Here is an 11525-nt window from a genome sequence, read left to right as displayed (position 1 = left end):
GGGGAAAAAGGCTATCGGGATGAATGGCTTGCGTTACACTGGCGTATTCGCCGCCGTTTCATTCTGATGGCCCACCCGCCGGAGATATCCATGTCGCTCAATACCTGGTTGCTGTTCGTCACCACTGTGTTTTTCGTCTCGGCCACGCCCGGCCCCAATATGCTGCTGGCGATGACCCACGGCATTCACTACGGGGTGCGGCGCACGCTGATGACTTGTCTTGGCCTGATGACGGCGCTGGGTTTGATCATGTTCGGCTCCGCCGCCGGACTGGGCGCGGTGCTGGCCACCTCCGAACTGCTGTTTTCCTTGGTAAAATACGCCGGCGCCGCGTATTTGATCTATCTGGGGATCAAGACCTGGCGCAGCCAGCCGCAGCCGGTGGAGGAAATCCGCGAGGCGGCGGCCGGCAAGCACACGCCCTGGGGCATGTTCCGCACCGGCTTTCTGGTGGCGATGAGCAATCCCAAGGCCTTTATCTTTTTTACCGCGCTGTTCCCGCAGTTCATGAACGCGCAGCAGCCGCAGGGGCCGCAGTTGGCGATCCTGGCGGCGACGTTTTACGTGATCGAGGCGTCCTGGCAGCTGGCTTACGCCGGCGGCGGCGCGCGTTTGGCCGGCTGGCTGAACAGCGCGCGGCGCCTCAAGCTGGTCAACAAAGTGTCCGGCGGCGCTTTCGTCGGCGCCGGCCTGTTGTTGTCCGGCGTGTCCAGACACTGAATTGATGAATTCGCCTCGGGCCGCCGCGCGGTCCGGGCGCCAACCATGCTCCGCCCCGGCGGAGCAGTTTGCGGAGATTGAACACCATGGCTCTCGTTTCCATGCGTCAGCTGCTGGACCACGCAGCGGAATTCGGCTACGGCCTGCCGGCCTTCAACGTCAACAACTTGGAGCAGATGCGCGCCATCATGGAGGCCGCCGACAAGGTGAACGCCCCGGTGATCGTGCAGGCCTCCGCCGGCGCGCGCAAATACGCCGGCGCGCCCTTCCTGCGCCACATGATCCTGGCCGCGGTGGAAGAGTTTCCGCACATCCCGGTGGTGATGCACCAGGACCACGGCACCAGCCCGGACGTGTGCCAGCGTTCTATCCAGCTCGGCTTCTCCTCGGTGATGATGGACGGCTCGCTGAAAAGCGACGGCAAGACCCCGGCCGATTACGCCTACAACGTGGACGTGACCCGCACCGTGGTTAATTTCGCCCACGCCTGCGGCGTGTCGGTGGAAGGCGAGATCGGCTGCCTGGGCAGCCTGGAAACCGGCATGGCCGGCGAAGAAGACGGCGTGGGCGCCGAAGGCGTGCTGGACCACAGCCAGCTGCTGACCGATCCGGAAGAGGCCGCCCAGTTCGTCAAGGACACCGGCGTGGACGCGTTGGCCATCGCCATCGGCACCAGCCACGGCGCTTACAAATTCAGCAAGAAGCCCACCGGCGACGTGCTGCGCATCGACCGCATCAAGGAAATCCACGCCCGCATCCCCAACACCCACCTGGTGATGCACGGCTCCTCCAGCGTGCCGCAGGAATGGCTGCAGATCATCAACGAGTTCGGCGGCGATCTGGGCGAAACCTACGGCGTGCCGGTGGAAGAGATCGTGGAAGGCATCAAGCACGGCGTGCGCAAGGTCAATATCGACACCGACCTGCGCCTGGCCTCCACCGGCGCCATCCGCCGCTTCCTGGCCCAGCATCCGGCCGAATTCGATCCGCGCAAATACCTGAAAGTGTCCACCGACGCGATGCGCGACATCTGTATCGCCCGCTACGAAGCCTTCGGCTCCGCCGGTCAGGCCAGCAAGATCAAGGCGATCAACCTGGACGCCATGGCCAATAAATACCTGAAGGGCGAGCTGGCGCAGATCGTCAAGTAAAGCCAAGTTCTTCTTCTTGAATCAGCCCGCCGCGAGCGGGCTTTTTTGCGGGCGGGCGCCTAGCCACCTTGACGTATTGGAGGCCCGGCGCGGATTGCTTACACTGCGGTATCCGCTCAACTGCGCAGAGGCAGGCGATGAAACTGAATCTTTTGTATTTTGCCCGCTTGCGGGACGAGTTCGGCCTGGAGAGCGAACATTTGGACAGCGACGCGGCCACGGTGGAGGAACTGCTGGTGGAGTTGCGGCTGCGCGGCGAGGCCTGGTCGCGGGAACTGGCCGCCGACCGGGTGTTCCGCGTGGCGGTGAACCAGCAGATGGCGCGCCTGGACGCCGTTCTGAGCGACGGCGACGAAGTGGCGGTGTTTCCGCCGGTGACCGGAGGATGAGCATGGACGCGTTCACGGTGCGGGTGCAGCCACAGCGTTTCAGCGCCGGCGTGGAAATCGACGCGCTGTCCGGTAACCCGGCCTGCGGCGCGGTGGTCAGCTTCAGCGGGCTGGTGCGCGATTACGGCGACAGCCGCGATGTGACGGCGCTGGAGCTGGAGCATTATCCGGGCATGACCGAAAAGGCCTTGGAGGCCATCGTGGAGGAAGCGCGCCGGCGCTGGCCGCTGCAGGCGGCCACCGTCATCCATCGCGTGGGGCGGCTGGCGCTGGGCGAGCCCATCGTGCTGGTGGCGGTGGCCAGCAGCCACCGCCGCGACGCCTTCGCCGCCGCGGAATTCCTGATGGACTATCTGAAGCAGGACGCGCCGTTCTGGAAGAAGGAAATCCTGGCGGACGGCCGCGAGCGCTGGGTGGAGGCCAAACACAGCGACGCCCAGGCGGCGGAACGCTGGCAATGAGCCACCAGGCGCTGATTCTGGCCGGCGGCCGCGCCACGCGCATGGGCGGCGTCGACAAGGGCCTGGCGATATTGTCCGGGCGGCCGCTGCTGGCGCATGCCTTGTCCGCCTTGTCCTCGCAGATGCCGCCGCCCGAACGGGTGTGGGTCTCGGCCAATCGCAATCTGGACGTGTACGCCGGCTTTGGCTGCCCGCTGCTGCCGGACAGCCTGCCGGATTATCCGGGGCCGCTGGCCGGGGTGCTGGCGGCCTTGGAGCGCGAGGACGGCGGGGTCTGGCTGGTGATGCCTTGCGACGCGGTGCGGCTGCCGGCCGATTTCTCGCGCCGGCTGCTGGCGGAAGTGGCGAACGGCCGCCAGGCCGCCAGCGCGCGCGACCGCGAAGGCTGGCATCCCAGCCTACTGGCGCTGGGGCCCGGCCTCCGCGCCGGACTGGCCGCCTATCTGGCCGGCGGCGGCCGTTCCATCCGCGGTTGGCTGGCCGGTCTTAACCATGTCGAAGTCGGCTTCGACCATCTCTTTCCCAATCTCAACACCGCGGACGCGCTGGCGGCGCTGGAGGCGGAGCCGCGCGCCGACTGAGGCCGCATGGCGATTTGTTTCGCATCACGAAAGTTTTAACTCTTTGTCATTTTGTTTTGCTATAGTGCGCGCGATCGGAGCGTCTATCGCGGTCCATGGCAGTGGACGGACGTCTCCTCATTCGGTCGCGGCCGGCGGCGCCGGCGCGCGCGACAACAAACAAGACAAGGATGCGTTTCGTGAAACTGAAAACCATGAGCTTGTGCCTGGCGGCGAGCCTGGCGCTGTTCGGCTGTTCCGCCGGCTCCGGCGGCTGGGGGCCGGGCGACCAGAACACCGGCGTCTCGCGCCAGCCGGTGGCGGTGAAGATGATCGCCTTCAACGATTTCCACGGCAATCTGGACATGCCGGGCCAACTGACGGTGCCAGATCCGGCCGACCCGAGCAAGACGATCAAGATCAACGCCGGCGGCGTTGATTACCTGGCGGCCTGGGTGCAGGCGCTGCGCGCCAAATCGCCCAACACCGTGGTGGTGTCGGCCGGCGATCTGATCGGCGCCAGCCCGCTGGTGTCCGGCCTGTTCCACGACGAGCCCACCATCGAGGCGATGAATCTGCTGGGCCTGGACCTCAACGCCGTCGGCAACCATGAGTTCGACGACGGCCAGCAGGAATTGCTGCGCATGCAGAACGGCGGCTGCAAGACGGGCGCGCCCACCACCTCCTGCCAGAACGGCAAGTTCGCCGGCGCCAAGTTCAAGTTTCTGGCGGCCAACGTCAAGAAAAGCGACGGCGGCACCTTGTTCCCCGCTTACGAGATCAAGAAGTTCGGCGGCATCCCGGTGGCCTTCATCGGCATGACGCTGAAAGGCACGCCGGAAATCGTGTCGCCGGACGGCATCAAGGGGCTGAGCTTCCAGGACGAGGCGGCCACGGTGAATCAGCTGATTCCGCAACTGAAACGTCAGGGTGTGTCCGCCGTGGTGGTGGTGGTGCACGAGGGCGGCTATCAAAGCGGCAATTTCAATGAATGCAACGGCGTGTCCGGCCCCATCGTCGACATCGTCAAGAAGCTGGACCCGGCGGTGAAGCTGGTGGTCACCGGCCACACCCATCAGGCCTACAACTGCGTGATCGACGGCCGCCGGGTGACCAGCGCCAAGAACTACGGTCAGTTGTTCACCGAGATCGACTTCGTGCTGGACCCGGCCACCCGCGACGTCAAGCCCGGTTCCATCCAGGCGCAGAACCGGGTGGTGGCGCGCGACATCGCGCCGCTGGCCTCGGTCAGCAATCTGGTTAAGCTGTACAAGGATTTGGTGGCCCCGGTGGCCAACCGCGTGGTGGGCCAGGCGGCGGGCACCCTGGACCGCACTCCGTCCGCAGCCGGCGAAACTGCGCTGGGCGACGTGGTGGCCGACGCGCAATTGGCGGCCGGCGCCGCCCAGGGCGCGGTGGTGGCCTTCATGAATCCGGGCGGCGTGCGCGCCGACATCCTTCCCGGCGTCGGCGGCGCTGTGACGTACAACCAATTGTTCACCACCCAGCCCTTCGGCAATGTGATGACCACGCTGACCCTGAGCGGCGCGCAGATCGACCAGCTGCTGGAGCAGCAATGGAGCGATCCGTCCAAGGTCAAGATTCTGCAAGTGTCCAAGGGATTCAGCTATAGCTGGAGCCAGTCGGCGCCGGTGGGCGCCAAGGTGGACATCGCCAGCATCAAGATCAACGGCGTGGCCATTGATCCGCAGGCCAGCTACCGGGTGCAGGTCAACAACTTCATCGCCGGCGGCGGCGACGGCTTCACCGTGCTGACCCAGGGGAGCAACCGGGTGGGCGGCGGCGTGGACGTGGACGTGCTGGAGAGCTATTTCGCCAGCGCTTCGCCAGTGGCGGTGCCGGCGCTGAACCGCATCACGCGGCTGCCTTGATGTTCCGGCGCGGCTTCAGCCGCCGCGCCGCAAACCGCCGCGGGCGTCCAGCTCGCGGTACACCCGCAGCGCCACCCAGGCGTCGTTGCCGGCGTAGGCTTGTTGCGCCGGCGTTAGCGGCAGTTTGGACCAGTTGGTGGTGGACAGCTTCTTGGATTTGCGGAAGTACTGGCCGAACAGCCGCGCCACCGCCTGCACCGCGCCGACGGTGATGCGCGCATCGTCGCTGGAGAAGTGGTCCACCAGATCCAGCACCCGGCCGCAGCGGATGCCCAGCCGCTGTTGCAGCAGCGTCTGGTCCGAACTGAGCTCGAAGCCCACCAAGAGCCGCTGAGGGTCTTCCAGCAGGGTTTTCAGCTCCGGCGCGCACTGGCCGTCCTGCACCGGGAACAGCCAGGCGCGGTCGTCGCAGGCCAGCTGGACCAGGTGGGGACCGGTCGGTTTTTCGCCCTTGTGGAAAGTGGGGCGGGATTCGGTGTCGAAGCCCAGCTCCGCGCAGCCGGCCAGGTCCCGCAACGCGGCGGCGGCCAGCTCCGGCGTGGCGGCCAGCCGCACCTGTTCCGGCGTCAGGCCGGCGAACAGCGGCAGCGCCTTGATCTCCTCGCGAGGAATTTGTCGGGTTGGCAACATGGCGGACTCGCTGACTTGAGGGTAATTTGCAACCTTACCGCATTTAATGACGATGGTCAGGCATAAGCTGTCATATTTTTTGACGGTACCAGCAGGAGATGCCCAACAGCGGCGGCAATATCCTGTAGTATCGTCGGCATGCCTAATTCTTCACGTTATCTTGGCCGGCAGGCAATCGTCGACCGCCAGCAGCAGCTGGTGGCCTATGAACTATTGTTCCGTTCCAGCCCGGCCAATTTCGCCTTGGTGCGCGACGATCTACTCGCCAGCGCCGAGGTGCTGCGCAACGCCTTCGGAGAGCTGGGCTGCGCGGATGTGTTGGGCCAGTTCCCCGGCTTCATCAACGCCAGCGCCGATTTGTTGCAAGATCCCATCCTGGACCAATTGCCGGCGGAGCGGCTGGTGTTGGAAATCCTGGAAACGGTGACCGTCACCCAGGACTTGCTGCAACGCATGGCCTTGTTGCGCCAGCGCGGCTTTCGCCTGGCGTTGGACGACGTGATCCACCTGGGGCCGGATCAGGCGGCGATGCTGCCGCTGGTGGACATCGTCAAAGTGGACGTGGCGGCGGTGGAAGCGGAACGCTTGCCGGAACTGATGGCGCAATTGAGCGATTTCGACGGCATCCTGCTGGCGGAAAAGGTGGACAGCCGCGAGCAGTTCGAACGTTGCCGCGCGCTGGGCTTCCATTGGTTCCAGGGCTATTTTCACGGCCGGCCGGTGGTGTTGAGCAGCGCGGACGCGCCTTAGCGCCGTTTTCGCTTCACTGCGCCTTGATCGGTTTGTGGTAGGCCAGGCTGGCGGCGCGGGTCTCCGCCACGATGCGCTCGAACTCCCCGCTGTCCTGCAAGGCCTTCAGGCCGCGATTGAAACGTTCCACCAACTCCGGGCCCTGGCGGTGCTTGCGCCAGATCACCACGTGCAGCGGCGCCACCCAGAACGATTTGCTCTGCGGCTCCAATTGCTGGGCCAGCCGCGGCTGGAAGTTGCGGGCGATCAGGTATTGGCCCACTTCCACGTCGATGGGGAATAAGTCGATGCGGCCGGCCAGCAGCTTGCGCAGATTGGTGACGTCGTCCGGCGCCATGTCCGGAATCAGGTGGCCGGCCTTGACCTGCCGGTTGAACTCGTCGGAATAGAAGTTGCCGACCGTGACGCCCACCCGCGCGTGGCGCAGATTGGACAGATCGTTCCAGGGAAAACTGGCGCTGCGGCGCTGGAAAAACACCATGCGCGCATGCAACACCGGTTGGGTGAACAGCAGGTCCTGCTTGCGTTCCGGCGTCGGCGCCCAGCCGAAGCTGCCGTCCACGGTGCCGTTGCGCGCCGATTGCAGCGTGCGGTTGTTGGGGTAGTAACGGAAGGCGACGTCGACGTTGGCGCGGGCGAAGGCCTCTTTGACCAAACGCGACAAAATGCCGTCGTACGGCAGTTCCTTGCCCATATAGGGCGGCCACTCCTGGTTGGACAGGGTGATTTTCAGACGTGGCGCGGCCTGCGGCTGAGCTGCCGCCAGCAGGACTACAGCCAGGCTGCCCAGCAGCCAGCTGCGAAGTCTCATCATTTCCCCGAATCCTTGCTCGATCTGTGCGCGCGGCATGCGTGCTGCCCGTGCGGAGCGCGGCGCGCGCCGTCTCCGCTCGATATTGTTGTCGGCCCCAAGGGCCTATTGCTGAATCGTAGGCAGGTTTGGCGTCCGGCGTAAAGCGCTTCCATCGCCGCGGGGTCGGCGAAGAAGCGCGGCGGCGGCCGCGCCGCAAGGGCGCGGCGCCGCTTGCGCGGGCTTAGAGCCGCTAACCAAACCTCGCAGAGAACCTGAGCCAAGGCGCGCCGACGTAGGCAGTACTAGTCGTACGACAAGGAGGCGCAACGCTGGATCAGGGGTTTTGTTAGCGGGTCTTAGAGCCTGTTCAAAGTCTCGCGAGCAAGGGCGGGACAAGGCGAAAACAAGCGAAAAAGCGGAATGTACACGTGGTACATGAGCATCTTGAGCTTGTTTTCAACGCCGTATCGCCGAAGCACAGCAGACTATGAACTGGTTCTTAGCGGCCTTTCGGCGGGCTGAACAACGCCGAGCTCGGACGCGAGGAGGCGGGCTTGCCGCGCTGACCCTGACCCTGGCCTTGCGACGAGCGCTGACCCGGCTGGCCGTTTGTGGCGTTTTTGGCCTGACCCTGTCCTTGACCCTGGCGCGGCTTGGACGCCGGCGAGCGATGGCCGTGGCCGGTGGGCTTGCTGTCCGGCTGGTGGCGCGGTTTGCCGCCGCCGCCCTGGCGTTGCGGCTGGCCGCGGCGGTTGCCGCCGCCCATCGGGATGGGTTCCGGCTTCACCGACAGATCGGCCTCGAAGCCCGGCACCGCGAAGCGCTCGATCGATTGCTTGGTGAGCTTCTCGATGTCTTTCAGGAAGCTGAACTCGTCCACGCAGACCAGCGATACCGCCTCGCCCCTGCTGCCGGCGCGGCCGGTGCGGCCGATGCGGTGCACGTAGTCTTCCGGCACATTGGGCAGTTCGAAGTTGACCACATGCGGCAGTTGGTCGATGTCCAGGCCGCGCGCGGCGATGTCGGTGGCGACCAGCACCTGCAATTCGCCGCTCTTGAAGTCGGCCAGCGCGCGGGTACGCGCGTTCTGGCTCTTGTTGCCGTGAATCGCGGCGGCGGGGATGCCGGTCTTGTCCAGTTTTTCCGCCAGACGGTTGGCGCCGTGCTTGGTGCGGGTGAACACCAGCGCCTGGAACCAGTTGTGTTCCTTGATCAGATGGATCAGCAGATCGGTTTTGCGGTCGCGGTCCACCAGGTGGATCTTCTGATCCACCAGCTCGTTGGTGGTGTTGCGGCGCGCCACTTCCACCAGCTTGGGGCTGTCCAGCAGACGATCGGCCAGGCCCTTGATCTCGTCGGAGAAGGTGGCGGAGAACAGCAGGTTCTGGCGCTTGGCCGGCAGCAGCGCCAGCACTTTGCGGATGTCGTGGATGAAGCCCATGTCCAGCATGCGGTCGGCTTCGTCCAGTACCAGGATCTCAACGCCGGACAAATCGATGTTGCGCTGGCCGGCGTGGTCCAGCAGGCGGCCGGGGGTGGCCACCAGGATGTCCAGCGGCTTGCGCAGCTCGCGGGTTTGCGGGTTGATGTTGACGCCGCCGAACATCACCATGGATTTGAGCGGCAGGTATTTGCCGTAGGTTTGCACCGACTCCTCCACCTGAGCGGCCAGCTCGCGGGTGGGCGTCAGCACCAGCGCGCGCGGACGGCCCGGCTGGGTGGACGGCTTGCCCATCAGCAGCTGCAGCAAGGGCAGGGTGAAGCCGGCGGTTTTGCCGGTGCCGGTCTGGGCCGCGGCCAGCAGATCGCCGCCTTGCAGCACTTGCGGGATGGCTTGGGCCTGGATCGGGGTGGGGGTGGTGTAACCGGTTTCGCTGACGGCGCGCAACAGGGATTCGGCCAGACCGAGGTCGGCAAAGGTGAGTGTGGACATGTTTGCTCCTGCGACGGCCTATCGCAGTATGTGCGAACCAATCCAGGCTGACGGGAAAAAGTTAGGGATGCGATGGGCGCTTCGGGATGAAGCGCGCGCGACGCGCAAAGATTGGAATTGCGCGCGAGAGGCCGGAGTTTACCTTCAAATTGTCGGTTTGGGAACTTGTCGCGGCATTGTCATATCCATTCCAACGGAATCCTGAGCCGCGAAAAGCCTTTTTGACGGCCGATATTATTAATAAATGCGAATGGGCGAACTGGTATCATGCTGTCACGTCGCCTGGGGTTGAGCGCATCGGCCCGCGGCGGAGAGATGCCCTGTTTTGATGTGTCCGCCCGGCATGGGCGGCGAATAACGCAGTTCAGAGGAAATCGGTATGCCTGGATCCGCCCATAGGCTGGTCGGCTTGATCATATTGTGTCCGGCCTTGGCGCTGGCCGCCGGCAAGGGCGGGTCGGAAGGCGGCCACGGCCGCGCGGCGGAGAGCGGCAGGATCGCAGAGGACACGGCGGAGGCCAATCCGCCGGCGGCGACCGATTTCAATTGCGAAAAGCCGGGCAATCCGGTGGAGGCCATGGTGTGCCAGGACGACAGCCTGACCCGCCAGGACAATCGGCTGGAAAAGGTCTACGCCCTGGCGCTGGAACAGGCCCAGCAAGGCCGGCCGGGGGCCGAGGCCAAGCTGATCGCCGAGCAGCGCCGCTGGGTCAAAAGTCTGAAGGACTGCGTCAAGACCGAGGACATGCATATGTGTCTGGGCGACGTCTACATCATGCGCATCACCCAATTGCAGGCGGCCTGGGGGCTGGCGCCGTCGCTGACGCCCTTGCGCTATGTCTGCAAGGGCAACGCCACCCGCACCGTGCTGGCCACCTTCTATCGCACCCACCCGCCCACGGTGAAGCTGGAGTACAACGGCTCCACTGCCATTCTGCATCAGGGCCTGAGCGGCAGCGGCGCGCGTTACGCGGCGCCGGGGCTGGAACTGTGGATCAAGGGCCGCGAGGCCAGCATCACCTGGCGCGGCGAACCTTTGGACTGCTCCAGCCAGCCTTCGCCTTAAGAACCTGTTTACGATCTGCTGCGCGTCGTCAGACGTCACACGGTGAGTACCGCTTCGTACCGTGTGTACACTCCGCTTTCTCAGCCGTTTTCGCCTTGTCTCGCTCTAGCTTGCGAGATCGTAAACGCGTTTTAAGAGGCCGTTCATGGCGGCGCGCCCCGCCGTCTAGCGATTGAACGGGCGCAATGGCCGGCGGCCCCGTACAATGGCTTCTTTTTTCGCAAAGCCGGTTTCCGCATGGCCCTGTCCGCCACCATTTATAAAGCCAATCTCGCCGTATCCGACATGGATCGCGGCTATTACGCCAGTCATCAGCTGACGCTGGCCCAGCATCCGTCCGAAACCATGGAACGCATGATGCTGCGTCTGGCCGCCTTTGCGCTCAACGCCAGCGAAACCCTGCAATTCAGCCGCGGTCTGAGCGCCGACGACGAGCCCGAGTTGTGGCAGAAAAACTATGCCGACGAGATCGAGTTGTGGGTGGAACTGGGCGAGCCCGACGAAAAACGGCTGAAGAAAGCGTGCAGCCGCGCCGAGCGCGTGGTGTTGTACAGCTACGGCGGCCGCGCCAGCGAAGTGTGGTGGCCGCAGATGGAGAACAAGCTGGCCCGGCTGGACAAGCTCAGCGTGTTTCGCGTCGAGACGGCCACGCTGGCGGAACTGGTCGCCATCTGCCAGCGCAGCATGCAGTTGAGCGCCACCATCCAGGACGGTCAGATGTGGCTGGCCGACGAGTCCAACAATGTGCTGGTGGAGCCGCTGCGGCTCAAATAAGACGTAGCCAGGCGCGCAGCCGCTGCAGCAAGCCCGTTTGGGCCGCGCGCGGCAGCCGCGTCTTGCGTTTGAGCCAGGGCCTATCCTGATGGCGGGCCTGGGCGTAGGCGTGCAATAGCCGGCGGTGGCGCAGGGCGAGATCGCCGCGCTTCATCGCCGCGCGCTCACCAAGCGCCACCAGGCGCGCAAGGACGCTCGCCAGCCGCCATCGGGCGGGGTCCGAGCGGGCGCGGCCGGAAAGCGGGCGTTGAGAATATAACGGCGCAGCGCCAAGGGCGCCGCGTCATCGTCCGGCAGATAGTCGGGAATGCCGCGCGTCGGCAGCGCGCGGCGGACGGGTTTGCTTGCGCTCATCGGCAAGGGCCTCGCAGTGGGATCTTGGCTGCATGCTAGGCTCCGGCGCGTA

14 protein-coding genes are annotated in these 11525 nt (G+C 65.0%); 9 read left to right on the top strand and 5 right to left on the bottom strand.

Going from position 1 to position 11525, the window contains the following annotated elements; translation table 11 throughout:
• The first annotated feature begins 90 nt into the window (after positions 1-90).
• From NK214_RS13375 to NK214_RS13350, 6 genes are all read left to right on the top strand, one after another.
• Positions 91-720: a LysE family translocator gene (locus NK214_RS13375; RefSeq protein ID WP_107801294.1), complete on the top strand. Its 630-nt coding sequence runs from the start codon at positions 91-93 to the stop codon at positions 718-720.
• A gap of 86 nt (positions 721-806) precedes the next feature.
• The gene (gene fba, locus NK214_RS13370; RefSeq protein ID WP_107801293.1) at positions 807-1871 is read left to right on the top strand and encodes a class II fructose-bisphosphate aldolase; all 1065 of its coding nucleotides are present in this window, start codon (positions 807-809) and stop codon (positions 1869-1871) included.
• A 137-nt stretch (positions 1872-2008) separates the two neighbouring features.
• Positions 2009-2260, top strand: a complete 252-nt coding sequence (gene moaD, locus NK214_RS13365) for a molybdopterin converting factor subunit 1 (RefSeq protein ID WP_253314735.1) — start codon at positions 2009-2011, stop codon at positions 2258-2260.
• Between the two features lie 2 nt (positions 2261-2262).
• Entirely contained in the window at positions 2263-2721 is a 459-nt protein-coding gene (gene moaE / locus NK214_RS13360; RefSeq protein ID WP_107801290.1) for a molybdopterin synthase catalytic subunit MoaE, read from the top strand.
• Positions 2718-3302 carry a molybdenum cofactor guanylyltransferase MobA gene (mobA, locus tag NK214_RS13355; RefSeq protein WP_253314734.1) on the top strand — a complete coding sequence of 195 codons (585 nt, stop codon included), beginning with the start codon at positions 2718-2720 and terminating at the stop codon, positions 3300-3302. Before moaE ends, mobA begins: the two co-directional genes overlap by 4 nt.
• 179 nt (positions 3303-3481) lie before the next feature.
• Positions 3482-5173 carry a 5'-nucleotidase C-terminal domain-containing protein gene (locus NK214_RS13350; RefSeq protein WP_253314733.1) on the top strand — a complete coding sequence of 564 codons (1692 nt, stop codon included), beginning with the start codon at positions 3482-3484 and terminating at the stop codon, positions 5171-5173.
• Between the two features lie 15 nt (positions 5174-5188).
• Here the strand turns inward: NK214_RS13350 and NK214_RS13345 are convergent, their stop codons facing one another.
• On the bottom strand, positions 5189-5803 hold the full coding sequence (locus tag NK214_RS13345) for a 3'-5' exonuclease (protein WP_227105838.1): 615 nt from the start codon (positions 5801-5803) through the stop codon (positions 5189-5191).
• A gap of 138 nt (positions 5804-5941) precedes the next feature.
• Between NK214_RS13345 and NK214_RS13340 the strand changes: the two genes are divergently transcribed.
• Positions 5942-6553: an EAL and HDOD domain-containing protein gene (locus NK214_RS13340; RefSeq protein ID WP_107801286.1), complete on the top strand. Its 612-nt coding sequence runs from the start codon at positions 5942-5944 to the stop codon at positions 6551-6553.
• 13 nt (positions 6554-6566) lie between these two features.
• Here the strand turns inward: NK214_RS13340 and NK214_RS13335 are convergent, their stop codons facing one another.
• Positions 6567-7367: an ABC transporter substrate-binding protein gene (locus NK214_RS13335; protein WP_199225955.1), complete on the bottom strand. Its 801-nt coding sequence runs from the start codon at positions 7365-7367 to the stop codon at positions 6567-6569.
• Between the two features lie 478 nt (positions 7368-7845).
• Complete coding sequence (locus NK214_RS13330; RefSeq protein WP_235085632.1) at positions 7846-9279, bottom strand: DEAD/DEAH box helicase; 1434 nt, start codon at positions 9277-9279, stop codon at positions 7846-7848.
• Positions 9280-9658: 379 nt separating this feature from the next.
• Here NK214_RS13330 and NK214_RS13325 point away from each other — a divergent pair, with 379 nt between their 5' ends.
• Both NK214_RS13325 and NK214_RS13320 read left to right on the top strand, forming a co-directional pair.
• The gene (locus tag NK214_RS13325) at positions 9659-10345 is read left to right on the top strand and encodes an MliC family protein (protein WP_107801284.1); all 687 of its coding nucleotides are present in this window, start codon (positions 9659-9661) and stop codon (positions 10343-10345) included.
• 237 nt (positions 10346-10582) lie between these two features.
• Positions 10583-11119, top strand: coding sequence for a YaeQ family protein (locus NK214_RS13320; RefSeq protein WP_227105835.1), 537 nt, complete (start codon positions 10583-10585; stop codon positions 11117-11119).
• Here the strand turns inward: NK214_RS13320 and NK214_RS13315 are convergent.
• Complete coding sequence (locus NK214_RS13315; protein ID WP_158274390.1) at positions 11112-11273, bottom strand: hypothetical protein; 162 nt, start codon at positions 11271-11273, stop codon at positions 11112-11114. The two genes, NK214_RS13320 and NK214_RS13315, sit on opposite strands and share 8 nt — an antisense overlap.
• Positions 11270-11473 (bottom strand): hypothetical protein, encoded by a 204-nt coding sequence (locus NK214_RS13310; RefSeq protein WP_107801282.1) that lies wholly within the window; start codon positions 11471-11473, stop codon positions 11270-11272. The genes NK214_RS13315 and NK214_RS13310 overlap by 4 nt, the downstream gene beginning before the upstream one ends.
• Between the last annotated feature and the right edge of the window lie 52 nt (positions 11474-11525).

It is taken from the genome of Chromobacterium sp. S0633, assembly GCF_024158805.1.
In the GTDB taxonomy this organism is placed as follows: Bacteria; Pseudomonadota; Gammaproteobacteria; order Burkholderiales; family Chromobacteriaceae; genus Chromobacterium.
The sequence above is the reverse complement of the archived record's forward strand: the minus strand, read 5'-3'. Positions and strand labels throughout refer to the sequence as shown.

What these genes read in the sequence shown, in the direction of transcription:
- NK214_RS13375 (WP_107801294.1), top strand. Translation starts at nt 91, where the DNA reads ATGTCGCTCAATACCTGGTTGCTGTTCGTCACCACTGTGTTTTTCGTC.
- fba (WP_107801293.1), top strand. Translation starts at nt 807, where the DNA reads ATGGCTCTCGTTTCCATGCGTCAGCTGCTGGACCACGCAGCGGAATTC.
- moaD (WP_253314735.1), top strand. Translation starts at nt 2,009, where the DNA reads ATGAAACTGAATCTTTTGTATTTTGCCCGCTTGCGGGACGAGTTCGGC.
- moaE (WP_107801290.1), top strand. Translation starts at nt 2,263, where the DNA reads ATGGACGCGTTCACGGTGCGGGTGCAGCCACAGCGTTTCAGCGCCGGC.
- mobA (WP_253314734.1), top strand. Translation starts at nt 2,718, where the DNA reads ATGAGCCACCAGGCGCTGATTCTGGCCGGCGGCCGCGCCACGCGCATG.
- NK214_RS13345 (WP_227105838.1), bottom strand. Translation starts at nt 5,803, where the DNA reads ATGTTGCCAACCCGACAAATTCCTCGCGAGGAGATCAAGGCGCTGCCG.
- NK214_RS13340 (WP_107801286.1), top strand. Translation starts at nt 5,942, where the DNA reads ATGCCTAATTCTTCACGTTATCTTGGCCGGCAGGCAATCGTCGACCGC.
- NK214_RS13335 (WP_199225955.1), bottom strand. Translation starts at nt 7,367, where the DNA reads ATGATGAGACTTCGCAGCTGGCTGCTGGGCAGCCTGGCTGTAGTCCTG.
- NK214_RS13330 (WP_235085632.1), bottom strand. Translation starts at nt 9,279, where the DNA reads ATGTCCACACTCACCTTTGCCGACCTCGGTCTGGCCGAATCCCTGTTG.
- NK214_RS13325 (WP_107801284.1), top strand. Translation starts at nt 9,659, where the DNA reads ATGCCTGGATCCGCCCATAGGCTGGTCGGCTTGATCATATTGTGTCCG.
- NK214_RS13320 (WP_227105835.1), top strand. Translation starts at nt 10,583, where the DNA reads ATGGCCCTGTCCGCCACCATTTATAAAGCCAATCTCGCCGTATCCGAC.
- NK214_RS13315 (WP_158274390.1), bottom strand. Translation starts at nt 11,273, where the DNA reads ATGAAGCGCGGCGATCTCGCCCTGCGCCACCGCCGGCTATTGCACGCC.
- NK214_RS13310 (WP_107801282.1), bottom strand. Translation starts at nt 11,473, where the DNA reads ATGAGCGCAAGCAAACCCGTCCGCCGCGCGCTGCCGACGCGCGGCATT.